General features: G+C 39.5%; 21 protein-coding genes. 8 read left to right on the top strand and 13 right to left on the bottom strand.

Features of this window, described 5'->3' with window-relative positions:
* Nucleotides 1–49 precede the first annotated feature (49 nt).
* Nucleotides 50–3286: an NACHT domain-containing protein gene (locus WSC_RS0119220; protein ID WP_016957585.1), complete on the bottom strand. Its 3237-nt coding sequence runs from the start codon at nucleotides 3284–3286 to the stop codon at nucleotides 50–52.
* Between the two features lie 332 nt (nucleotides 3287–3618).
* Here WSC_RS0119220 and WSC_RS0119225 point away from each other — a divergent pair, with 332 nt between their 5' ends.
* Nucleotides 3619–3888: a type II toxin-antitoxin system TacA family antitoxin gene (locus WSC_RS0119225; RefSeq protein WP_016957586.1), complete on the top strand. Its 270-nt coding sequence runs from the start codon at nucleotides 3619–3621 to the stop codon at nucleotides 3886–3888.
* 28 nt (nucleotides 3889–3916) lie between these two features.
* Here WSC_RS0119225 and WSC_RS0119230 read toward each other — a convergent pair whose 3' ends face one another.
* From WSC_RS0119230 to WSC_RS0119260, 7 genes are all read right to left on the bottom strand, one after another.
* Nucleotides 3917–5479, bottom strand: a complete 1563-nt coding sequence (locus WSC_RS0119230; RefSeq protein WP_016957587.1) for a carboxylesterase/lipase family protein — start codon at nucleotides 5477–5479, stop codon at nucleotides 3917–3919.
* A gap of 211 nt (nucleotides 5480–5690) precedes the next feature.
* Nucleotides 5691–6572 carry a sugar phosphate isomerase/epimerase family protein gene (locus WSC_RS0119235; protein ID WP_016957588.1) on the bottom strand — a complete coding sequence of 294 codons (882 nt, stop codon included), beginning with the start codon at nucleotides 6570–6572 and terminating at the stop codon, nucleotides 5691–5693.
* A gap of 45 nt (nucleotides 6573–6617) precedes the next feature.
* On the bottom strand, nucleotides 6618–8345 hold the full coding sequence (locus WSC_RS0119240; protein WP_016957589.1) for a GMC oxidoreductase: 1728 nt from the start codon (nucleotides 8343–8345) through the stop codon (nucleotides 6618–6620).
* Nucleotides 8346–8417: 72 nt separating this feature from the next.
* Entirely contained in the window at nucleotides 8418–9029 is a 612-nt protein-coding gene (locus WSC_RS23435; protein WP_016957590.1) for a gluconate 2-dehydrogenase subunit 3 family protein, read from the bottom strand.
* Nucleotides 9026–10270, bottom strand: a complete 1245-nt coding sequence (locus WSC_RS0119250; protein WP_016957591.1) for an MFS transporter — start codon at nucleotides 10268–10270, stop codon at nucleotides 9026–9028. The genes WSC_RS23435 and WSC_RS0119250 overlap by 4 nt, the downstream gene beginning before the upstream one ends.
* Nucleotides 10271–10280: 10 nt before the next feature.
* Nucleotides 10281–11333 carry a sugar phosphate isomerase/epimerase family protein gene (locus WSC_RS0119255; protein ID WP_016957592.1) on the bottom strand — a complete coding sequence of 351 codons (1053 nt, stop codon included), beginning with the start codon at nucleotides 11331–11333 and terminating at the stop codon, nucleotides 10281–10283.
* A 16-nt stretch (nucleotides 11334–11349) separates the two neighbouring features.
* Nucleotides 11350–12525 carry a Gfo/Idh/MocA family protein gene (locus WSC_RS0119260; RefSeq protein WP_040395204.1) on the bottom strand — a complete coding sequence of 392 codons (1176 nt, stop codon included), beginning with the start codon at nucleotides 12523–12525 and terminating at the stop codon, nucleotides 11350–11352.
* 208 nt (nucleotides 12526–12733) lie between these two features.
* On the opposite strand from WSC_RS0119260, the gene WSC_RS0119265 reads away from it, so the two are divergent.
* Nucleotides 12734–13483, top strand: coding sequence for an AraC family transcriptional regulator (locus WSC_RS0119265; protein WP_016957594.1), 750 nt, complete (start codon nucleotides 12734–12736; stop codon nucleotides 13481–13483).
* A 16-nt stretch (nucleotides 13484–13499) separates the two neighbouring features.
* Here the strand turns inward: WSC_RS0119265 and WSC_RS0119270 are convergent, their stop codons facing one another.
* Nucleotides 13500–14006: a YgjV family protein gene (locus tag WSC_RS0119270; protein WP_016957595.1), complete on the bottom strand. Its 507-nt coding sequence runs from the start codon at nucleotides 14004–14006 to the stop codon at nucleotides 13500–13502.
* A gap of 112 nt (nucleotides 14007–14118) precedes the next feature.
* Nucleotides 14119–14913, bottom strand: a complete 795-nt coding sequence (locus tag WSC_RS0119275) for a bestrophin-like domain (protein ID WP_016957596.1) — start codon at nucleotides 14911–14913, stop codon at nucleotides 14119–14121.
* A gap of 154 nt (nucleotides 14914–15067) precedes the next feature.
* Here WSC_RS0119275 and WSC_RS0119280 point away from each other — a divergent pair, with 154 nt between their 5' ends.
* The 6 genes from WSC_RS0119280 (at nucleotide 15068) to WSC_RS0119305 (ending at nucleotide 21239) form a co-directional block, all read left to right on the top strand.
* Entirely contained in the window at nucleotides 15068–15763 is a 696-nt protein-coding gene (locus WSC_RS0119280; RefSeq protein ID WP_016957597.1) for a hypothetical protein, read from the top strand.
* A 21-nt stretch (nucleotides 15764–15784) separates the two neighbouring features.
* Complete coding sequence (locus tag WSC_RS0119285; protein ID WP_016957598.1) at nucleotides 15785–16858, top strand: tetratricopeptide repeat protein; 1074 nt, start codon at nucleotides 15785–15787, stop codon at nucleotides 16856–16858.
* Nucleotides 16855–17451 (top strand): PilZ domain-containing protein, encoded by a 597-nt coding sequence (locus WSC_RS23440; protein WP_016957599.1) that lies wholly within the window; start codon nucleotides 16855–16857, stop codon nucleotides 17449–17451. The genes WSC_RS0119285 and WSC_RS23440 overlap by 4 nt, the downstream gene beginning before the upstream one ends.
* Nucleotides 17448–18485: an agmatine deiminase family protein gene (locus tag WSC_RS0119295; protein WP_016957600.1), complete on the top strand. Its 1038-nt coding sequence runs from the start codon at nucleotides 17448–17450 to the stop codon at nucleotides 18483–18485. Before WSC_RS23440 ends, WSC_RS0119295 begins: the two co-directional genes overlap by 4 nt.
* Nucleotides 18486–18498: 13 nt before the next feature.
* Nucleotides 18499–19383 (top strand): carbon-nitrogen hydrolase, encoded by an 885-nt coding sequence (locus WSC_RS0119300; protein WP_016957601.1) that lies wholly within the window; start codon nucleotides 18499–18501, stop codon nucleotides 19381–19383.
* Between the two features lie 242 nt (nucleotides 19384–19625).
* The gene (locus tag WSC_RS0119305; RefSeq protein ID WP_016957602.1) at nucleotides 19626–21239 is read left to right on the top strand and encodes a sensor domain-containing diguanylate cyclase; all 1614 of its coding nucleotides are present in this window, start codon (nucleotides 19626–19628) and stop codon (nucleotides 21237–21239) included.
* A 20-nt stretch (nucleotides 21240–21259) separates the two neighbouring features.
* Here WSC_RS0119305 and lolE read toward each other — a convergent pair whose 3' ends face one another.
* From lolE to WSC_RS0119320, 3 genes are read right to left on the bottom strand one after another with little or no spacing between them, the layout of a single operon-like run.
* Complete coding sequence (gene lolE, locus WSC_RS0119310; RefSeq protein ID WP_016957603.1) at nucleotides 21260–22507, bottom strand: lipoprotein-releasing ABC transporter permease subunit LolE; 1248 nt, start codon at nucleotides 22505–22507, stop codon at nucleotides 21260–21262.
* Nucleotides 22500–23204: a lipoprotein-releasing ABC transporter ATP-binding protein LolD gene (gene lolD / locus WSC_RS0119315; RefSeq protein WP_016957604.1), complete on the bottom strand. Its 705-nt coding sequence runs from the start codon at nucleotides 23202–23204 to the stop codon at nucleotides 22500–22502. The genes lolE and lolD overlap by 8 nt, the downstream gene beginning before the upstream one ends.
* Nucleotides 23197–24426, bottom strand: a complete 1230-nt coding sequence (locus WSC_RS0119320) for a lipoprotein-releasing ABC transporter permease subunit (RefSeq protein ID WP_016957605.1) — start codon at nucleotides 24424–24426, stop codon at nucleotides 23197–23199. Before WSC_RS0119320 ends, lolD begins: the two co-directional genes overlap by 8 nt.
* Nucleotides 24427–24548 lie beyond the last annotated feature (122 nt).

Genomic DNA, 24548 nt, shown 5'->3' on the forward strand with positions numbered 1-24548 from the left:
TGAATCAATCATAACATCCTCTAATTAGGTGGCCAAAATCACTCTACCACTACAAGGCTTTTAAAGATAAGCTGAAAGGATCTTTAATAGGCGATCGAACAAAGCTAGCCATGCTTCTGTCAAACTTCTTTTTAATTGAAAAGTCTGGTTCACCTAGTTTTCTAATTAATGCTAGATGCAATGATGCACACTTAGCTGATATTCGTTTTTTGGGCAAGCGCGGTATTAACTGGTGTTGAGCAAACCCCCAATACGAATAAATGTACCTGTTGTCACAGCATTTCTTGTTGCTCTCTAAAATCCTTTTAACATGCTCTAAATCAAAAGTAACTTTGTAATCGAATATAGTTTTTTCTAATTCTTCATAAACGCTGTCTGAGCATAGATTGCTATACTTTTCGATTAGTCGTCCTGCTAGATTATATGGGTTCTCAAGATCGTTGTTACCGCATGAAAACCTTAAGCTTGGATTTTGTAGCAACCACATTAACACTTTGTTCGCGTTTAGTTCTGACTCAGGTAAGGTATAGAAATAGTTAGCAATAAGGTAATTGACGACTATAGAGTCTGATTCTAATTGCATTTCAATATTAGAGTTTAGAGCAACGTATTTATTTTTTAGCGTTTTAAACGCTTCAATAATCAACTCTATAACTCCAGTAGCTAACCTGTCTCCATTATCAGCTATGTAACTTCTGTATGATAGCCATGTTAATGATTGAAATGAATTTGTAGCCCCTTTAATGTAATCAATAACGATAGGGAACAAAGTTTGAACGACCTTTTCCGGAATCCGACTAGCTAAAGAGAGAACCTCTTTAAATTCATCCTCTGACCAATGTTTTTGTTGCTGGCTCAACAATGTATTATGACTGTAGGTGTATTCAGTTTTAGTAGTTGTTAATTCATCCTTATTCAATCCCAACAGTAATTCGATTAATTCTAATGCATGCTCAGGTTTATGCTTTACTAGCTCCTCCCAATAAATATCGTGTGGTGCTATTCCTATTGACATCAAAGTTTTTCGAAATGTGAACATTTCATCACTATCTTTCTCTATTCTCCAATTTAGTGCCCAGTTAATTCTATCGTTCCAGTCTTTTGAGGCGTTAAAATAGGGCTTTAAGTGATTAACAACAAAGTTTGGGTTAGTTTCAGATATACTTTTTAAGAAAGAAATCATTTCATCGGCACTTTGTTCACAAGCCAAACTGTCTCGGACTAAGTTAATTTCAGCCAATATCCCCAAAACACAGTTATTGTGTTTCGCAACATGGGATAAAAAATTATTTCTCCACTTAATGGAATTAAATAACCTGGTTATTAAACTTACTAAATAATCTGATTTATTTACGACATTTCTTAAGGACTGGATAGCAACAAATTTAGCAAGGTAACGAACTTTTTCGTCAGACAATAATGCTGAAATTAGTTTCAGAGCCTGCAATTCATCATACTCAAATAGCATTATTAATGCATATTTAAGGTGCTCCCTTCTGGCTAGATAGTTTTTATTGTTTTCTGTATCTCGACTCAAATAGGAAAGAACTTTGTTGGTGTCTTCAAGTGCGTATCGAAACACACTTTCTCCAACTTTAAAGTCGTATAAACTCTGATGTCTAAAGCTAATCCGTTTGTTTTGTAAAAGTATTACGCCAGCAGATTGCAACGCATATATAGATGTTTTGTGCTCATTTGAAAACATACGTTCGGGTATGCTGAGCTCACCTTTTAGTGACATTTTGTCAACGAGTAAGTTAACAAAACTCATAACAGCATTTGAAGTAAGAGATATATCATCAAATTCTGAAACTTTGGTATCCCAATATCTTGATACTAGCTCTAACTTAGAATTAAAGCATGGTGCTGATCCTTGATCTTTTGCGATGATTACGTAAATGCTGAGCCACAAAGGAGTTCTTAAAACATCTTGTTGTGCTGCACTTAAATTTTCAAATTGCTCATATGTAGAAACAATTTCTTTAACTTTATCTACAGGCAATTTGGATAGGGAAACTTTACCTAAGTTACTAGATAAACTCTTAAGCCAAGCACTTATGCTTTTGTCATCTTGAGCATCAAATTTTCTGCAAGCGATAACAACAGAAATATCGAAACCTTCCTTCCTAAAATGTAAAGCGTCATCGACTAGCTCCATACAGATCTCTAAGGCTCTACGAGAGTGCATTGCCCCCCACCTCAACGCATCAAGTTGATCAAGTACAAGAACACACCTTTGGGATTTAGAAACTGCTTTTAAACTAAACACTGGTGATGTGGGCAAGCCTAATTTTCGACCGTATTCCTCACTATTACTATCTGGCTTTTGTCTATCTAGCCTTACAGGCAGGCAAAGTGAGCCATTTAGAACCTCCTGATTTACAAACTCATATAGAAACGCACTTTTACCTACCCCGGAATCGGCTTCAACTAGTATAATTGGAAAGTCTCTTATTTTTGCTGACAGTTCTTCTAGTTCATCACGCTTTATTAACTCGTTAGTAATTAAAAATGGCTCTATTGACTGTTTGAATGAGGTCTGAAGCTTTTCAACCTTTGGAACTATTCGACTATCTTCAGGTATCAACTTAAATTTAAACCCTAACAGTTCTAAATGAGCCTTTAACGCTTTGAATGTGAGTTTAGTTCGTAATTTTTCATGGTCGGAGGGATAATTTTTAAGCGTATTGATAAAATTATCGATATTTCCAGAGATTAGCTGCTTAGCCATAAACTCAAGATGTGATTCTTGGGTAATACTTTCTTGGAAAATTTCAATTCTAAATTTTTTCAAAAACAATAATATTTCATCATAATCAGCATGCTGATTATTGGCCTGCGCAAAGTGTTCACATAGTTGTATTAGTAACTTTTTAGATTGTGACTTTTTGTCCAAATGATTTAAAAAATGTTCACCAGAATAGTCAAAGTTTCGAGCGCTGGTACATAAGTCATAGAGGTTTTTACTATTAAGTGGGGAAACTAAATGATATTCGGCGTTATTAGTTAAAATTTGTTTATACGATTTGTCTAATATCTTTTGACTTTTTAGATCTGACAGTCGCCATTGTTCTTGCCCTCCATTAGACCCCTTGCATTGCTCATAAATTTCAGAGTGATCATTGTTCTCAATAACAATATCGACGCCTTCTTCTTTGTTACCAATAGTTTCAACTTCTACAGATAAAATTTGCTCATGTAATAATCTTAATAATTGATAAGCAACACGAGTCCCCTCATAGCGGTTGCCTAGCTTATCTGCCATTCCACCAATTTCATATGCCATAAAAAGTTACTGCCTCGTTTGCCAAATTACACGAATAATCATTCCAATTTCTATATTGAGGGAAAATTCACTAAAAACAAGCTGTTAAATCAGATTAGTAAGAACTTTGGAGAATTGCGAAAAAGTGAGCGAATCAGGTAGCCGTGGGTATCTAGCCCTCAGATCCCCCGACTTGCTGGCAAGCAGACGCCCGATTACAGCCGCCTCAGTATTGAGTCGTTCTACCATCCCAACCCCACATCACCTCCATAATCCTTCCATATAAATTAAATGTGTATAAAATTCACTCTATAATTGCAATAACTGCAGAATAGTTCCGAATAAGAGGGGTTATGGCGACAGCACGTTTAGGTATCCGCCTTGATGAAGAAATCAAAGCGAAAGCAGAAAAAGCATCGGCTTTACTCGGTATTAAAAGTTTAACTGAGTACATCGTTAGGCTTATAGATGAGGATGCAACTCAGGTTATAGAAGAGCATGAAACCACTGTAGTTAAAGACAATGTTTTTGACGAATTTGTAGCGGCATGCGACAAAGCGAAAGCACCAAACTCAGCGCTACTTGAAGCGGCAAGGTTTACCGACGAGAGTGGTATTAAGTGAGTTGGGGTAAAGAATTCGCATATCAGCTTCATAACTTTTGCAAAACCTTATAACGCTCACGTAAATAACCAATATCCTCAACCGATATAACTTCATCCAACACCAACCTTTTATCTTGGCTAAATAACGGCCACTTGGGCATATCTACCCTATTTGGATTTAGGGTTTTAATAAACTGAATAAAGTATTTTTGCATCTGTTCTGAGGTTTTATAATCCGCTGGCTGCCAGTCGTAAACTTTGTTATAACGCAAATTACCCAAGGCATATTCTATTTCAGCCGCATGTGCTGCGCCCCTGTCTGTTGACGGGCTTGGGCGGGGTCTTGCGTATAAATAATAATAAACTTGCGTAGCTTGCTTTTGGCTAACCGCATCCGCCCATAACCAAGTACTCATACTTAAAAATCTATCACTCGCCAGTTGTTGCGCCATTTCAATTATTTGTTCTGGTGTTGAAGCTGGATATAAAACTTTAACTTTATCGGCGTTTTCCGGATAGAGTTTTTCAATAGCAGCATGCCAATCTTTTTGAGTGAGTTTTTGTTTATTGGCAACTGGCCCGAGTACTGCTTGATATGCCGATTCTTGGCTATTTACACCAGTTAATAGCGGCACTTGGTTATATTTGCCCTGCGCATACAATTTATGCGGGTCGTCAGTAAAAAAGTTGCCATCAATCACAGGTCTAAACCAAACAAAGCGTTTTTCTGTAGCCTGTTTAAGTAATTGCTCAGCAGTTAGCTCGCGCATTTGTTCAAGGTTTTGCAACCCCAGGGCTTGCTGTAGTGCCAAACCTTCACTTTCACCAGTAGAGAGGCTTCTAGAACTAAAATCTAATCCAAGCATAGAGCCACTTTGTGCCGTGGCACCTTTAAGCAGGTTTTTATTTAGTGAGGTCAGCAATTGTGCACTTACAGAAATCGAACCTGCAGATTCGCCACCTAAGACTATATGCTCAGGGTTACCACCAAACTGTTTAATATTGTCTTTTACCCATTGAATAGCCGCTTGTTGATCGTACAAGCCATAATTACCTGAGCCTTGATACTGTGTTTCTTTGGATAACTCAGGGTGTGATAAAAAACCAAATACGCCAAGGCGATAATTGACCGATACAAATACTATGCCTTGCTTGGCAAATGCTTCACCGTCGTATCTTGCTTCATCACCACTGCCAACAATAAATCCACCACCGTGAAAATAAACATACACAGGTGCATTTTTGTTATCTGACCTGCTCCACACGTTTAAGTAGAGGCAGTCTTCACTCTGCTGTTGTGAACGAAAAATAATGTCGTCAAACACGCGGTTTTGCATGCAGCGCGCAGCAAATTCATTTGCCAAATTTAGCTGCTTTTTAGTTTGCTTACTGGTTGTTAGCGGCTGTGGTAATTGCCAGCGCAACTGACCAATTGGAGGTTTAGCGTAAGGAATACCAAGATAACCAATTACATTTTGCTCCAAAGCAACACCTTGGTATCGCCCTTGGGCAAGCTCAACATTTTTGCTGGATAATGCAGCTTGTGTATATAGTGGCGAGAGCATAACAAGTGACAAGAGTATAGCTTTGATAATTTTGATTGTTTTCATAGTTCTATTCGTGTGTATTTTAGAGCCTGTCATAAAATAGCTTAGCAAGATTTTATTTATGACGACAGCTAGTTGGTGTGAGCTATCTTAAACTTTAGTCGGTTACACTCTGGTTAACTTTAAATACTCCGATAAAAAGTAAGCCCAAGCACACATCCTTTGTACTTGAGCATTACTTTGACACACAACAAGAAAACTGATTTCGGATTATTTACAGGAAGCTATCTAAACCCTTTTTCGATTCAGCAACCGCTTGTAATGGGGTTAAACCATTTGGATATTCTTCTTGCTCAACCACTAACCACAAAGTGCCACCTACTTCTTTGTTGGCTTGAATTAAACTTGGCCAATCAATGGTATCTTTACCAATAATTGGTAATTTGCCTTGTGTCCCTTCTGGTAAACGCACTTTGTAATGTGTGGTTAAAGTACGGCCTGGGTATTTGCGTACATAAGCTACCGGATCGTTACCAGAATAGGTTGTCCAACCCACATCTTGCTGCAATACCACGTTATCTAAAGTGTTTTGCGCTAAATAATCCCAATAAGTAGTTTGTTTGTAGGCTTCAAATTCTTGCGCATGATTGTGATAACCCACTTTCATGCCATAAGGTGCCAATTTTTTCGCTAAGCGGTTTAATTCAGTCACTACCCACTCAATCCCGTCAGCACTGAAAGCACGCTCGTCGTAAGGTACAATTAACATGTCGCAACCAAGTGTTTTATAAAAGGCGACTGTACTTAAGAAGTTTGCATCATCCAAATATGAAAACGGAATATGTGCACCACTCGCTTGTAAATTTAACCCAGCTAAAAACTGTTTTAACCCATGCGGATCATTCGCAAATGGGCCAAAATCACGGGCAAATTCAACGCCTTGAAAACCCATTTTTGATAACTGAGTTAAAGTGCCTTTAAAGTCCTCTTTAACATCGTCTTTAACTGACCAAAGTTGCACACTAATTTTTGGCATCATATTGTTGTCATTCTCATTGTTCGAAACAGCTTGTGAAGTTGCGTTGCAACCTATTATCAAAACACTTGCAGCTGCTACGCAGGCAAGTTTTTTTATATTATGAATAAATTTTTTCATGTTTAGCCCTATATATTTTTTAATCAGTAATTGTTTTAACTTGTTTTATAGTCGTCGGTTCTTCACTTCTTTTACCGCATAATCAACTGCGCGTGCAGTTAGTGCCATAAAAGTTAATGAAGGATTAACCACTGCAGACGAGGCGAAACTCGCACCGTCAGTAACAAACAAATTAGGTATATCGTGCGACTGGTTGTAGCCGTTTAGCACTGAATCTTTAGCATCTCGTCCCATACGTGCCGTACCCACTTCGTGTATCGCTATACCTGGTGGTCGCTCTGTTGCTTGACCTTGAATATTTTTAAAACCCGCTTTTTCAAACATTTTGCTCGCAACTTCAACCGAACTTTCCATCATGCGTTTTTCGTTATCCGACCAAGAAACATCAAATTGAATTTGTGGTATGCCCCATTTATCTTTTTTCGTAGCATGCAAAGTCATTTGATTATCACGATTTGCCAGCATTTCACCTTGTGCTTGTAAACCAATTTTCCACTGACCCGGATGCATTAATTTTTCTTTAAAATTAATACCCAAACCATCGGTGTAACCATATGACTGCCAGTCTTCTCGATAAGCGCCACCCGCTAATGCATATCCTCGAATAAAGTTTTTATGGTAACGAGTTGGCTCATAATGGAAATTCGGTACATACAAACTTGCAGGACGCCGGCCGATGTAATATTCATCTTCAAAGCCGTCTATGTCTGCGGTTGTGCGCGCATTGTAATTGTGATCCATTAGGTATTTACCCAATACACCTGAGCTATTCGCCAAGCCATTTTTGAATTTGTTGGTTTTACTATTGAGGAGTATTTGGGTGCTGCCTATGGTTGAAGCACATAAGAAGACTAATTTGCCAAAGTACTCGCGTTGACTTAGGTTATCGTTGTCAATCACTCGCACACCTTTAAGTCGGTTGGTCGCTTCGTCATAAATTAAGCTTTCAACCACACTATTCGGCGCTATGTGTAAGTTGCCGGTTCTAGCTGCTGCTGGCAAAGTTGTGCTCTGCGTAGAAAAATATGCACCAAACGAACATCCTTTTTGACATTCGTTTCTAGCCATACATTTCATGCGACCAAGCTCGACATGAATTTTCTGCGGCTCGGTTAAATGGGCGCAGCGGCTGATGATCACAGGTTTGTCCGGAAAATCACTGGCCATTTGTTGGCTAAATGCGCGTTCTGGCGCATTCATCTCAAAGGGTGGTAAAAATTGACTATTTGGCAATTGTGGTAAATTGTCGTAGTTGCCGCTAATACCGACAAATTTTTCGACATAGTCATACCAAGGTGCTAAATCTTTATAGCGAATTGGCCAGTCGTTACCGTGTCCATCTGCTTTATTTGCGGCAAAATCAAAATCGCTTAAACGATAACTTTGTCTGTGCCACAACAATGATTTACCACCTAACTGATTGGCTCTTATCCAGCTAAACTCAGTTCCTTTTTTGGTGTTGTAAGGTAAATCTCTGTCGTTGCCAAAAAAGTGTTTAGTGCCATCGTGAAAGGCATAACATTGTTTTTGTATTTTGTATTGCTCTTCAACTAATAGGTTATCCACTTTGGTCCGATTGGGAAAATCCCACGGGCCTTTACCTTCAGCAATATAGTCTTTGCGATGTTCAACCACACGGCCGCGCTCAACCATTAGAGTTTTAAATCCTTTTTCACAAAACTCTTTAGCAGCCCAGCCTCCGGTTATACCGGAACCGATTACAATGACATCAAAAACTTCTTTTGATTCATTGATATAATTCACATTCTTCATTTTCTAGCCCAATTTTAGGTCGCACCTTATTGCTTTTATTTTTGTGTGCAACTTTATTTAGTTTATTTGGTTTTAATAATAAGCCTTAGAACTCCAAGCTCGACCAATTTGTTGATACGGCACAGAGCCTTGATAACCACCAGGCACATACGAATATTTTAAGGCTTGGGTTGCGCCCTCTTTCGAGGTGCAATAACCAAATACAGTTAAATTTTTAACCACTTTGAAGTTTGCTTTATCATTGTGATCAAAACCCATTTGCGCTTGTTCAACTGCAGTTAACACTTGTAATTGCTGCGCCGAAGAACACTTGGCAAAGCTGAGTTTGTATTGCTGTAAACTCACCTGCTCTACTTTATCCACTATTGCCACTGCCGCTTGTTTTTCGTAATTGCCGTGTGTAGCCACTAATTGGTGGTCAATAAATCCGTGGCAGTCAACGTCTGCAGCACCTACTGTATCTGTCGTAGGAATAATCTGCTTAACTATGCCGCGCAAAACCATCATCTGTGCTTGAGAAAATAATTTTCCTTTGGCCAAGTGACTATTTTTGTTGGCTGTGTACGCAAAGGCAGACTGTATAGCCCGCTCCCCGAGCATTTGGCTTGCGGCAGCTGTGCCAAGCACAGCGCCCAAACCTTTTAACAGCCGTCGTTTTTCAATTGAACTGACTGTTTCGCTCATAAAACCTCTCCAGCAGGGTTTGCTGTTGTTTGTGGTTGGTTATTGTTTTGCTGCTTTTTCATGCAGATGTATAAAGCCGCAAACGCCACAATTAAGACAATTGGAAATATAGTTAAATTTGATAAGGTGACTTGTCCAGCAACTAACTCAGCTTCAACTCCAGTCAAATTTTGTGCTTCAGCAGCTGCACGCGCTGAATCAATCCAACTGCCAATAATCGGACTCCAAATACCAACACCTGTCATTCCAACACCACCTATTATCGACATACCCAATGCACCGGTTTTAGGTTGATACTCTGCGATAAAACCTATCATTGTTGGCCAAAAGTAAGTGACGCCTAAAGCGAATAAAATAGCCGCGATATACACCATACCGCCAGTTGCTATACTCATTGCGTATATACCGACAGCTGAAACCACAGCGGACATCAACAAAATTCCGACCGGATTTAACGTATGTACCAAGGGTCCAGCAAAATAACGACCAACCGCCATCAAACCTGCACCAAGCGCTAATATCAACATTGGCGAAGCACCTGACGCACCTAAAATGCGATCTATCCATTGCTGCGTACCTAGCTCAGTTGTCGCGGTAAACACCATGCACAGGCACATAAAAATAAATAAAGGGGCAAACAGAGCTTTGATATTGGAAACAGTAGAACTTTCAATATGAACTGCTTCGGGAAATTTCTGCGTGAACATCATAAATCCGTAAATCACAGTTGGAATTAACATAACGGCAATTTGCAGCTCCCATCCTAATCCCATATCAGTCATAAATTTAGAAACTAACGCACCAATTACAATGCCACCTGGGAACCATACGTGGAAACGATTTAGCATAGTGGTTTTATTTTTATGATAAATATCAGCTATGAGTGGATTACAGCCGGCTTCCACTGCACCATTGGCAAATCCGACACAGAAGCTTGAAATAAGCAAAGTCCAAAAGCCATCTGCCATCATAGTTAAAACTAACCCAACTAAATGACCTACAAAGGCAATTAAAACCAACTTACGTGCACCTATCCAGTTGTACAACAAACCGCCAAATACAGTGGCGACAGGAAAGCCCCACAGCGCCATTGCGGTTATCCACCCCAATTGTCTGTCGGACAAATCAAAACTCGCGCTTAATTGCCCTAGAATACCGGCGCGAATTGCAAAAGTCATTGCGGTCACTGTTAGTGCGATACAGCTCGCAATAAAGAGCCTATTGGCTTGTTGTGTATTCATTTTTGTAGCCTCATAGTCCAAGTATTTTGTTATTAAATTCGCGATCTGCCGCTACGCCAGCAAAATCGTCAAACGCTTTATCAGTAGTGCGAATTAAATGGTTAGCAATAAAAGGCGCTCCTTCTTTTGCACCTTGTTCAGGGTGTTTTAAACAACATTCCCACTCAAGCACAGCCCAACCTTGGTAACCATATTGAGTTAGCTTGCTGAAAATGCCGCCAAAGTCGATTTGTCCGTCACCTAATGAGCGAAAACGCCCTGGTCTGTCTTGCCAACCTTGATAACCACCATAAACACCGGCTTTACCATTTGGTAAAAATTCTGCGTCTTTCACATGGAAAGCTTTAATGCGCTCATGGTAAAAATCAATAAACTGTAAGTAGTCTAGTTGCTGTAATACGAAGTGACTTGGATCGTACAAAATATTCGCACGCGCATGATTGTTAGTTGCTTCTAAGAAACGCTCGAAAGTTACACCATCGTGTAAATCTTCACCCGGGTGCAACTCGTAACAAACGTCCACGCCATTTTCATCAAAGCTATTTAAAATTGGTAACCAACGCTCAGCTAAAGCTTCAAAACCTTGCTCTACTAAACCAGCTGGACGCTGCGGCCAAGGGTAAACCGTATGCCATAAAAACGAGCCAGAAAAACTCGCATGCGCAGTTAACCCTAGTTTATTACTGGCAACAGCTGCGTATTGCATTTGTTGAATTGCCCATTCAGTACGAGCAGCAGGATTACCTTTAACTTCGTCCGGTGCAAAACCGTCAAACATAGCGTCATAAGCTGGATGCACAGCAACCAACTGACCTTGCAAATGAGTTGATAATTCACTAATAGCTAAACCTTGTTCAGCGGCAATGCCTTTAATTTGGTCGCAATAATCTTGGCTTTCGGCAGCCAATTCCAAATTAAATAAACGCTTGTCCCAAGTTGGAATTTGTACTGCTTTGTAGCCCATGCCTGCTACCCATTTACAGATACTTTCAAACGAATTAAATGGCGCTTCGTTACCGGCGAATTGTGCCAAAAATATACCTGGGCCTTTAATTTGACTCATTGTGATTTGCTCCCAATTAAATTGTTATATTCTGAGGTTCAATGACAAAGGTGTGCCATTTAGTTTCTGCTTGGCTTGAAACCACGGCGTTTTCAATAAAGGCCATACCACGGACAGCTTCTTTAATACCTGGTACATCCTGCTCTGCTGCCGTTGGTTGAACGCCAGCTGCTTTTGCTCTAACTTGCCCAGCAAAATTGCGGTAAATATTGGCAAAAGCTTCGATATAACCTTCTGGATGACCTGCTGGTACACGTAGGTTTGCGTTGGCAATGTCGGATAAAGGCCCTACACCAGAGCGAACAACTTGAGTTGCTTGGTCGTTGTATTTAACGATTAAAGTATTGGGTTCTTGTTGCGACCATTCCAGCGCGGCTTTAGTACCATAGGCACGAATGCGCAGGTTGTTTTCTTCACCTACAGAGATTTGGCTTGCCATTAACACACCACGGCTGCCCGATCTAAATTTCAGTAATACAGTGCCATCGTCATCTAATTTTCGCCCATCAACCACACTACCTAAATCTGCACATATTTGAGATATTTCATCACCACACACATATTCAGCTAAATTGGCGGCATGCACGCCGATATCACCCATACAACAACTTATGCCAGCTTGTTTTGGATCTAACCGCCAGCTTGCTTGTTTGTTATCTTCACCCGGAGCTTGAGCCAACCAGCCTTGCGGATATTCAACAACAACTTTGGTGATTTCACCTAAATCACCATTGGCTATACGTTGGCGAGCTTCTTTAACCAGTGGGTAGCCTGTATAGGTATGGGTTAAACCGTATAAAACATCATATTTGGCAAGCAAAGATTGTAGCTCTAGCGTTTCCGCTAAATTGAATGTGGCCGGCTTGTCTGACATAACGTGAAAACAGTATTCGAACGCCATCTTGGCAACCGGAAAGTGCATATGATTAGGCGTAACTATGGCAACAAATTGCATGCGCTGCTCTGCAGGTAACTGGGCTTCTTGCTCAAACATTTGTTGATATGAGGCGTAACAACGAGTCGGCTCTAAATACAAAGCTTTGCCAGACTCAACACTGCGTTGTTCGTTACTGCTAAAAGCACCACAAACCAGTTCTATTTCGCCATCTAAATTGGCTGCCATTCGATGCACAGCACCAATAAATGCCCCTTGGCCGCCGCCAACCATTCCCATTCTTACTTTTCCACTCATACAAGCCTCTCCAAGTTAACTTTATGTTAAACATGTTAGAGCAGGTTAAATAAATTGAGTTAGAATAAATTCGGTTTATACTAGGACAAATTCGGCGTGACTTTTTTGGTTATTGACAGCAGCAAGCTAAATTTATCACTGCTAGCCTAATACTTTAAACAGCCACTGATGCCCAATAGAATACGGCTTTGAGATTTTTTGTAACATTATGAGTTCAACAGATAAACTAAATCAATTACACACTTTTCTACAACAAAGCAGCCTAATGCAATTGGTTAATATGTTTGACCTAATGCCGGATATGTTGTTTTGGATTAAAAACACTAACAGCGAAATTATTTATGCCAACAGCGCGTTCCAACAACACATAGGCGTTAATAGTTTAGAACATGCAATTGGCTTAACTGACTACGATTTTGCACCAGCTCACTTAGCACGCCAATATGTAGTAGATGATCAAAGAGTGATGGCAGGTCAAGCAGTTGATAATCGCTTAGAAATGAACATATTGAAAAACGGTGAGCTAAGATGGTTTACCACGTCCAAACGCATATTACTCGATAGTAATGACCAACTTATTGGTACTTATGGGGTATCTCGCCACCTTGAAAAAACCTCACTTGCGTTAACCGGCATGCAAGCATTAAAAATACCTGTGGAATTTATTCGCGCAAACTATATGCACGACATTTGTATTGTTGAACTTGCTGAGTTATCGCACTTGTCTATTAGCGCATTAGAAAGACGTTTCAAGAAGTTTTTACACAAAACGCCAAAACAGTTTATTAATGAAGTAAGGTTAGAAAATGCCAGGCGGCTATTAGTAGAAACCACCTTGCCAATTGCGATAATTGCTGGCGAGTGCGGCTTTCCAGACCCGAGTTATTTCACGCGGCAATTTACTAAATTGTTTGATGAAAAGCCGTCTGATTTTAGGTTATCTTTTAATCCTAGCTAACCTAAACTCTGGGTAACTAAGCTGGTGTTTGTGTGGGTGAATAATATATACGTAGTATGGTCGAAATATTGATACCAATAACCATAGTTTCTAACATCACCCCACCAATAGAACCAACAACAAAGTTGTTGACTAACCAACAAATTGAACCAACCAACAAGGTTAGGCGCATTTTAATGCCAGTTAAACAAAATAGGCCAAAAGTTCCACAGCACGCGCCCATAACAGCTAACCAGTCATACCAATGCTCCGCCCACATGGTGTTTAAACTAACCAAGCTGACGATAAAAAATATCGCAACATAAATTGAGCTAGTTTTCATCGACAATGCTGTTCTAAAAACACTCAAAGCGCTTGCTAAAGCTGAAGACATAGCGTTCATTAATAGGAAATGCAGCGTATGATTTAAATTTAAAATAAGCATGATTATCTTAAATTTTTTGTCGTCTTTTTGCGAAAAACAAACAACACCAAGAATAAAACTAATTATGCCGAACAATTGGGGGATAAACGACTCGCCCATTTCTTTTATTGACCTTGTAAAAACAGCTACCGATTTAGCGCGAATTATCCCATTGGTAAAGGGGATTGTCCATCGGTAGCAGGGCAATAAATAAATAATTTTTAATGTAAAATCAATGCTTTATTTGTTGCAATTCTGTAGCTATCAACTGCATACTATCTTGGTTAACTTTTATCAGTCCACGCTTTGGTCTATCTAAATCTATGATGATAAAGACAATCATGGTTATTAAGAACATCACCATAGTTGTTGGAATAATGATCCGTTTGCTCGCCAACCCACTCGAATACCCTAAAATACAAAAAGCACTGACAAAAACTGTAAACAGCAAGTAAATAACAACTTCAGGCACGTGCATCATCAAAAGCGCATTTCGCTTGTTATAGGTTTCAAAAACCAATTGCAATTGTTTAGTAATGACCGACATATCTAAATTATTTTGCTGAGCAATTTGAGCAACACTGAGCCACATAGCCTGCTGAATTACTTTGACTTTGGCTTGATAAGCCGCCCGCTCGTCAAAACGTGTGATATCAATTTGTCCAAGTTCAAGGCGCTGCTCGACATATTTGTGGATCATAGGTAAAAGTTGTTGTTGATGCTGTTCAGGCAAAAGCTGAACTTGTAAAACCAAATTTTGTACCTCGTTTGTTTCAGCAATCATAGCTTGGTTACGCTGGTCGTATCTTTGCATCGACATGCTAAATGTAAAGCCAAGCAGTAATGCCAGCAAACCCAAAGTACTGGTTTGCACTGCATTGGTTAAAGCCTTGATATCACCATCATCGTCGTTTTTATACTTTTGCCCTAACCAATAGCCACACTGGTTAAACACCACTAATAAACTAAATAGCACTAAAACGATTGAAATACTGGATAAGCTATACAAAAAATGTTCTCCCAACATAAAGACTCCACTCAATTTATGTTTTACTTGTATACAACACAAGTAAAAACTGCTGGGTTAATAATTGTTGTTAATAGTATAGGCAAATTCCTTGTATTTTAACTACATGCAACTAGAGTTAATCATGACAGAAAAATTTAGCTAGGAATAATAAATGGAAGTTGTTAATTTTAGAGTTGGCCATCGAATTGTATCTTTTAACATTCTGGATATTCTTCTAACCGAAAAATTTGCTAACGATCAGACTCCGGTGCCAACCAAAGATATTTCGTTTTTGGGTGTCAAAAACTTTATGAATAATGCAACGCCTATTTATGATTTAGGTGCAGCGCTCAACGGTGAAACCACCCAAGTTCATAATAAAGCCCAACTTAAATTTATTAATCAAGCAGAAGAAATTTTGCAAAATGACAACCTCTCAGACAGTGCCAAACTGCATAAATGTGAGCAAGAATTAAGTCAAATTCAAAGTTATAACCATGAAGTCAGCGAAGTGCTAAATCAGGTTATTAATAACTTGCTGCAAAAGAAAAAATTCGACCCTACCCGATTGAATCAACAGTTAGTTATGGTAGAAGAACTGATTATCTCTAGCCATAAACCTGTTACCGTGTATACAACCACTAATGGCCGTTATGCCAATGCTGGCTTTGTAGTTGACAAAGTTGAAGATTCAATGCATATAGATGCACAAAATATAAGAAAACTAAACGACTTAGAATTCCATACAGGCAATATAGATAAGCGTGTGCGAAATATGCTAAAAGGTTTAATTTCCAACGAAAAAACGGCTAGTTTGCTACTCGACCCCGCAGCCTTCTATCAAGAGATAGCTTACGCGCCAACATAATAAAACATTGCAGTGAGTAATATGAGTAGCCCAGACTTAGAAATAGAATGGATTAGTTTAGAAAATGCTTCAGACATAACCGGCGCGTCACTGGCTATCATTCAAGACACAATTCGAAAGTATCAAGGCAATCCACTGGCTTTGCGTTGTCAAAGCATAGACGGCGAAATGTACGTGGATAAAAAGCAAATTATCAATTTATTTCCTGCATCCGCGAGTGCCGTTGAAAAAGAAAAAATACCTGGAACCCTATTCCGTTGGTTTGATGATTTGCGCAGAGCATATGAAACCAGTATGAACACTATGTTTAAACGTGTTGAACAAGTAAAAGATCAACACAAATTAGACGTAGAAACTCAGTACAAATTGCACATAAAAATGCTCGAAAAAAAGCATCAGCAACAACTTAAACAATTTGCTGTGCACTACAAACAAATGATGGTGCAAAACAAACAAGCGATGCAAAAATTGGAGCAAGACACTGAGTTTTACCAACAACAAATTACCGCGCAGCAAGCTACCATAGCCAAACTAAACTCTCGCTACGATGCTGTTATTCTCGCTCTAAAAGAAAAAGAACAACTGGCTGAAAAAGACATTACACCGTCACAAGTCGCATTACAGCAAGCACAACATATGGCGGAGTCTGATACTGAGGCAGCAGAAAAAGAAGCAGTAGAGCAAGAGTCAATTGAAACACCTTTGCCTACGGCGCATGAAACACATGTGACAATTGAAAAAACGGCTTCATCAAACAAGAATCAAGACATTGAAAAAATTCTTAACCAAGCTTTTGCCGCACGTAACGATAAAGATGTAAATCTAGCAGCAGAGTTATTTACTCAAGCGGCTTATTTAGGTAATGAAAAAGCCATGGGCGCACTGGGCAGGTGCTATTGTATCGGTGAAGGTGTTGAAAAGAGTTTAGAGCAAGGCCTTGCTTGGTTGCACCTAGCAGCAGAATTTAATTTTGAACCAGCACAAATTAAAATAAACCAAGCAAAAAGTAAAACGCCTGAAGCGTTAGAAAAAGCCATACAATTAGCTGATGCGTTAGCAATTCAAATTAAACTTAAGCAGTCTGAACAAAAATGAACTTAGCAGATAAAAAACAACTATTTGATGCATTTTTTACCTTACCTTTTGGGGTAAAAATTAATTTAGAGATGTTAGCCGATACAGCTGAATTAACAGAAGCAAATTTAGAGGCTGAAATCCCCTACCCATTTAGATTGGCAACCGAATTAAATCGATTAGATGCACACAACGCATTTATGAGCAAAGGCCAGCAGTTATCAAGTGATGTGGCTCGTGTACTTGAAGTACAAAATAAAAAAATCGACTTGATGTTGTCGTATTTATTGATGCAAGAAGACAAGCAAAAACATAGATATGTTACAGATAGGTTTGGCGCGGGTGGTTTAACCTTAACAACTGAACAAAACTGGCAACTTGGTGACAAATTTAAGTTAAAAATATTTATGCCAGAAGAAGCTTGTGCCGTATACTGCTACGCGGAAATTATTGCGGAAAATGATGCAGATTCAGGCAAGGTTTTTGACGTGGTTTATAGCGTAATTCGCGATGAAGACAGAGAAGTTTTAGTACGTATGGCACTGCATCAACAAAGCAAACAACTTAGGCAAATTGCGCTTGAACGCGCTAACCAACCGAACGAGAAAGAATGAATAAGTTTTACCTACCTGCTGAGTGGTACGTACAAGATGCGGTTATGTTAACTTGGCCGCATGAACAAACAGACTGGCAGCATATTATTAAACAAGTTGAGCCTGTTTATATAGAAATAAGCAAACACATTACAACAAGACAAGATTTAGTGATTGTTTGTGATAATGAACAACTACAAGAGTCTGTCAGCCAGCTTCTCCAACAAAACAACATTGATTTACACAAAGTGCATTTTGTTGTTTGTCCAACCGATGATACTTGGGCAAGAGACCACGGACCTATCACATTAGTGAATGACCAAGGACAAACACTCGCGCTTGATTATGTGTTTAATGGTTGGGGCAATAAGTTTGCAGCAGCAAAGGATAATCAAATCAACCAGCATGTTTTTGCCAAATTCAACGTAAATAATAAACCACAAGATTTTGTCTTAGAAGGTGGTGGCATTGAAGTTGATGGTGAAGGTTGTTTGATGGTGACGTCTGAATGTTTGTTAAATCCAAACCGCAATCCTGACAGCTCACAAGCGCAAATTGAACAACAATTGATGGAAAGTTTTGGTTGCACAAAAACACTCTGGTTAGACTTCGGTGCGTTAGACGGTGACGATACCGACGCACACATAGATACTCTTGCTCGTTTTGCGCCTAATAACAGCATAGTTTACCAAGGTTGCGATAATAGCGAAGACAGCCATTACGCAGGCTTAACACAAATGCAAACCCAGCTTAGCCAGTTTACCAACGCACAGGGTCAAGCATACAAACTTTATCAATTGCCATGGCCAAGCGCGCAATTTAGTCAAGAAGGTGATCGTTTACCAGCAACTTATGCTAACTTTTTAATTATCAATGGTGCGGTATTATTGCCTGTTTATGGTGTTGAACAAGATCAGCAGGCCGTTGATGTGATGCGGCAAGCATTTGCTGGATATGAAATCATACCAATTAACTGCCGTCCCATTATTGAGCAATTTGGTAGTTTGCACTGTATCACAATGCAATTACCGAAAGGTTTTTTTCAACAAGCTTAAACAGAATTAAATTATGAAAAATTTAAAAGTAGCCTTAATTCAACACAGCAATAGTTCAGACGTTGCACACAATTTAGCGAAAAGTATTGAAGGCATTAAAGAAGCGGCCAGCAAAGGTGCAAAATTAGTGGTTTTGCAAGAGTTGCATCGTTCTTTGTACTTTTGCCAAACAGAAGACGTTGATATGTTTGATTTGGCCGAGACAATTCCAGGGCCAACGACAGACGCACTTTCAGCAGTCGCTAAAGAATGTGGAGTGGTGATCGTCAGTTCATTATTTGAGAAGCGCGCAGCAGGCTTATATCATAATACCGCAGTTGTATTAGAAGCAGACGGTACTATTGCAGGTAAATACCGCAAGATGCATATCCCTGACGATCCGGGCTTTTACGAAAAGTTCTACTTCACTCCTGGTGATATGGGCTTTCAACCAATACAAACTAGTGTTGGCAAACTCGGAGTATTAGTTTGTTGGGATCAATGGTTCCCAGAAGGAGCACGCTTAATGGCAATGGCTGGCGCCGAACTGCTAATTTATCCGACGGCAATTGGTTGGGACCCGCGCGATGAGCAAGACGAACAACAACGTCAACTAGACGCTTGGGTTATTGTACAAAGAGCACATGCTGTAGCAAATGGTGTACCTGTTCTCAGTTGTAATCGTGTTGGCCATGAAGCAGACCCAACAGAAAGTAGTGATGGCATATTGTTCTGGGGTAATAGTTTTGTTGCAGGTCCACAAGGTGAAATTCTCGCACACGCAGACAGCCAACAAGAAGAGATTTTATTCGCTGAAGTTGACTTAAATCGTAGTGAAAATGTTCGCCGTATTTGGCCGTATTTACGTGATAGACGTATCGACCACTATCAAGACCTGACAAAAATTTACCGCGACTAATCCGCGAGTCGCTAACAGATCTAACGAGGAAAACAAGTGGTAAGCGCTTGTTTTCCACATTTTTTCACAAAATTCCCTTTAATTGTCTAACTGACTTTACCTTTGTCCAATCTGGTCTAATGTTATTAATATACCAAGTTAGTTGAAGATACGAGCATTTAGCTTTGCCCTTCGGGAGCTTCAATTAGTTTAGGTATAAATTTACTTTAGAGAGAATTGCCGGATAGCTCAAGGTATAAATTATGGCTCAGTTGCGACAATTAAATAAAAGCAAATGGTTTTGGTGTTCAATTGTCATTTTCGCTGGGTCTATTGGCCTGCTGCAATTTTTTGTCGAAAGTGAACTAGTCGATTCACACCAACGGCAGTTAGAGAAAATCGCCAAGCTCAACATTACTATATTTAACCAAATTTACGTAGAAGAATTAGAGCCGGCGTATCACGAAACCCAACAAATATTCTATCAAGGTCGCCAGGCAGATCTCCAAGTAACAATATTGGATGAGCAAAGCAATGTAATAGTACACTCACCTGTTCACTGGAGTGAGATAAATCAACTTCAACAGCAAAACAGATTCCCTGAAATTCAACGTCTAACAACCGAAGAAAAAGTCTATCTAGACCGTACGGACCCCAACACCAACCAAATAAACTACTATTTTTCAAAAAAGTTCCAGTCGCCTGACAACAAGGATTATATTATTCGTATTGCAGTACCGAAAAAAACCTTTAGCACAGTGCTAAACAACTTTCGTATGCAGATAGCTGTATTTATTATTGTATTTACCTCATTCTATTGGCTTAGCCACAACTTAGAACGCCGAAATATATTAAAACTCGCTAGCCAACATAATTTAGATTTAAAACGAAAAATTGCCCAAACCGCCAATAACTACATAGAACTGCAAAATGCCAGCTCTTGTCTCGCCGTAGCTAACTCTGCAGACGAAGCGGTAAACATTAGCCAACAATTACTTAAAAATATCTTTGACGGTACCTATTCAGCAATAGAGCTGGCTGACAACATAGGTAAAGGTGATTCGATTCATTGTTGGGCAATTAGGACAGGTCATAGCTACAGTGCCACCAGCCCACAAAGCTATTGCCAGCACGCCATCGGACCGTTAAAAAAGTATAACTGCAACAACCATTTATGTTACCCGCTACTGGCAGAAGGAAAAACTTTTGGTGTGTTAACTATAATGTTTGGTCAAGATAAAAACCAAATGGTTAAACAAGAGCACGAAATACAATTTGAATTTATCGCGCAAAATTTAGCGTTAAATCTAGCAAGGATAGAACTTAAAGATAAACTCAATAAAAAAGCTAACACAGATCCATTAACGCATTTATGGAACCGACGCTACTTTTTTACCCATTTGAATTATTGGCGACAAAATCGAGAGAATGTAGATAAGTCAGCTGCTATTTTAATGGTGGATGTTGACTATTTCAAAGAAGTTAACGACACCTTGGGCCACGATGCAGGTGATGAAGCGCTAAAAATTATCGCTCAAGCGTTAAACAAAAACACCCGGGACAAAGATGTGGTCGCTCGAATTGGCGGGGAAGAATTTGCAATATTTTGTGAAAACATTGAAGTTGAACAAGCAACCTTAATGTTTTCTCGCATCAGCAAGTTTCTGGAAGAAAACCCACTGCGCGATCAACGTACAATTACTATTTCTATGGGCGTCGCGTTTTACCCCAATATTCCAATTGAAGGCGATGAGTTGATACGTCAAGCAGATAAAGCTTTGTATGTAGCAAAAGAGCGCGGACGCGATCAAATATGCTTTGCCCCATCAACTAAAGCTGTCCGCGATGTGCAAGCGACATCAACTCGTAAAACCTAGTTTGCACCTAGACTTTAAATTTACGGATGCCCTATCACTCTAGCAGGCTCAACTTTGCTTGCCTTGATGGCCGGGTATATAGTTGAAACTATCGACAATAACAAGGCTACAGCAAGCGTTAAAATCACATCAGTCCAAATGAGCTGCGTCGGTAAAAAGTCAATAAAATAAATATCACCGGATAAAAACTTACTGCCTAATACTGATTCAATAGCAGCGAAAATATTGCCTAAGTACAAGGCTCCAAATATGCCAAAAGCACAACCAAACAGAGTGCCAGTTACACCAGAAATCAAACCTTGAAAGATAAAAATTTGCACTATTTTGTGGTTTGGCATACCCATAGTTTTATAAATTGCAATGTCACCACGCTTTTCGTTTACCGCCATAACTAAGGTAGAGACGATATTAAAACAGGCTACTGCAATCACCAAGGTCAGTACTATATACATAACACTGCGCACTAACTGTATGTCATGGTAGATATGGCCGAACTGGTGAGTCCAATCTTGGATATATACATAAACGGGCAAAGTAAAACCAATTTGACGAGCCAAAGTAGGTGCATTAAACACATCACCAATTTTTAACCGAATGCCCTGTACTCCGTCTTGCCAACCAGACATTTCTGCCGCTTGTGATAAATGCACGTAACCCAATAGATGATCTAATTGGCCGTTCGACTTAAACACACCAACTAAGGGTATGCGCGTCAGTTTAGGCGGTTTAATCCGAGTACCAGAGTCGAGCTGTGGCACTAAAATTTCTACCCAATCACCAGTTTCAAGGCCGAGTGCATCCGCCAGTGCCGAGCCTAAAATCAAACCATCTTGTTGTTGAAAAGCTAATGCAGTTTCTGGCGAAACATAGTCTGTTAACGACGAAACCGCCTTTTCCGCTTGCCAATCTATGCCACGTATTTCAACCGGTTTGAGTTCAGCGCCATTTTGAATAAGCGCGCCCAAAGTAATAAAAGGCGCAACAGCTTCTACCTGTTCACTGGTTTGCATGATTTGTTTTTTTAATGCCTGCCAGTCATTTATTCCTGTATTATCAACAGCCGTATATTCGACATGTGGAATGACCGACAGTAAACGCGTTTTTAACTCACGTTCAAAGCCATTCATAACAGATAACACCCAAATCAACACACATACACCTAATGCAATACCAACTACAGATGAGGCTGAGATAAAACGAATAAAACCGTTTTGTTTACGGCTACGTGCGTATCTAAATCCAATAAACTTGGCTAATGAACTAAACATTTTGTTGTGCCAACCCTTGTTCAATTTCGCCTTTAACTAAGCGATATTGTTTATCCATTCTGGCTGCAAGTGCTAAATCATGCGTTACAAAAACAAATGAAGTCGACAAGTTAGCTTTTAGCTCATCAATTAGTTTAAAGATGCTTTGTGCGTTTTCAGCGTCCAAATTTCCGGTAGGCTCATCCGCCAAAACAATTTTTGGTTGATTAACAATAGCGCGTGCAATCGCCACACGCTGGCGCTCACCACCCGATAACGCCGAAGGGAAATGCGCCTGTCTATGCGTTAAACCAACTAGCTCCAACATATCCTGCGCTTTTTTCAGAGCCTGATTACGCTTTTCACCCGCAATTAATAACGGCATAGCGACATTTTCTACTGCACTAAACTCAGCTAATAAATGATGAAACTGGTAAACGAAGCCTAGCGACTGATTGCGAAACTCTGCTTGTTGATTAGCCGACAATTTATGAATATTCGTGCCTTGGTAAGTTACCTGACCAGAAGTTGGAAAATCGAGTGCACCCATAATATGTAACAAGGTACTTTTACCAGAACCAGAAGAACCGACAATCGCTACATGTTCGGCGCTGTTTATCGTTAAATCAACGCCTTTTAATACACTAACTTTATTCTCACCATCTACATAAGTTTTAGTTAAATTTTCGCACTGCATTACAATGTTTGAATTAGTCATGTTTTAAAATCTCGGCTGGTTGCATTTTTGCTGCGGTCAACGCTGGATAAATAGTCGCCAAAAAACTCATTAAAATAGCTGATATAGCGGTCAGTAGCACTTGTTGGGCTTCGATAACAATAGGTAAACCTGTACTGTCGTAGGCAGGGTTAACCATAATATGAATACCCAGCAATTGCATAATTTGATTCAAATATATGCACAATAACAAGCCAAAAATGGTGCCGATAATCGCGCCACCTACGCCTTTATACATGCCTTGAAAAATAAAGATATTCACTATGTCTTGATTGGTCATGCCCATGGTTTTAAGTGAAGCAATTTCAGATTTTTTATCATTGACCAACATGACCAGAGCAGAAACAATATTGAAGGTGGCTACGGCAATAATTAACGCAAGCATCAACCACATGATGTTCTTTTCCATTTTAACCGCTTGGAATAACTGCCCTTGAGTTTGCCGCCAATCCACTATGTTCAAGTCTGTTTCTAGCTGCTGTAATTGGCTAACAACTTCATCAACAGCAAAAGCGTTATCTAAATAAATCCTATAAGTCGAAATTTGCCCAAGGGGTTTACGTAACATACGGTTTAAATCATGCACATTAACAATAGCAACAGACGCATCAACATCAGAGCCTGCATCAAAAATACCGGCAACCACAAATTTACGCTGCACAGGCATACGCCCCATGGGTGTATAAATACTTTTTTCAGCGAGCATAATACGTACTTTGTCGCCCACTCTAACATTTAAGCGAGTGGCTAATTGCTGGCCCAATACCAGTTGGAATGTACCTGGAATAAGTGCAGTGTAATCACCAATCAGCATGCTTTTAGCAATAATTGACAGTGCTTTGGCATCTTCAGGTTCAATACCTTGCACACTGATTGCTTTCATATGATTGCTTGATTGAATTAACCCAGAAGTTTGGGTAAACGGCGTACTACCAACAACATGCTCAAAAGTAGCTATAGATTGCTGAATATCTGTTGAATGGTTTTCTGTTGTTTGTTCAATCACTATATGAGGGATCACCCCTAAGATGCGATTTTTTAATTCACTTTCAAAGCCATTCATCACTGATAATACAGTTATCAGCGCCATTACACCTAAACCTATGCCAGCAACAGAAAAAAAGGTAATGAAAGAAACAAAACCACTGTTACTTTTACTTTGACTGTACCTGAGCGCAATAAAAAAACGATTAGCTTTAAACAATTGTATTTCAGCTTTTATAAGAAATTTTATGGTCAAGCACTATACTGAAACTTGCCAGAGTTTCAATTAATTATCCTACTCTTAGAGCTAAATCAATATCCGTCCTACTCAAGTGCATTTCC

Origin of the sequence: Catenovulum agarivorans YM01 (assembly GCF_000281085.1) — a bacterium.
GTDB lineage: Bacteria > Pseudomonadota > Gammaproteobacteria > Enterobacterales > Alteromonadaceae > Catenovulum > Catenovulum agarivorans.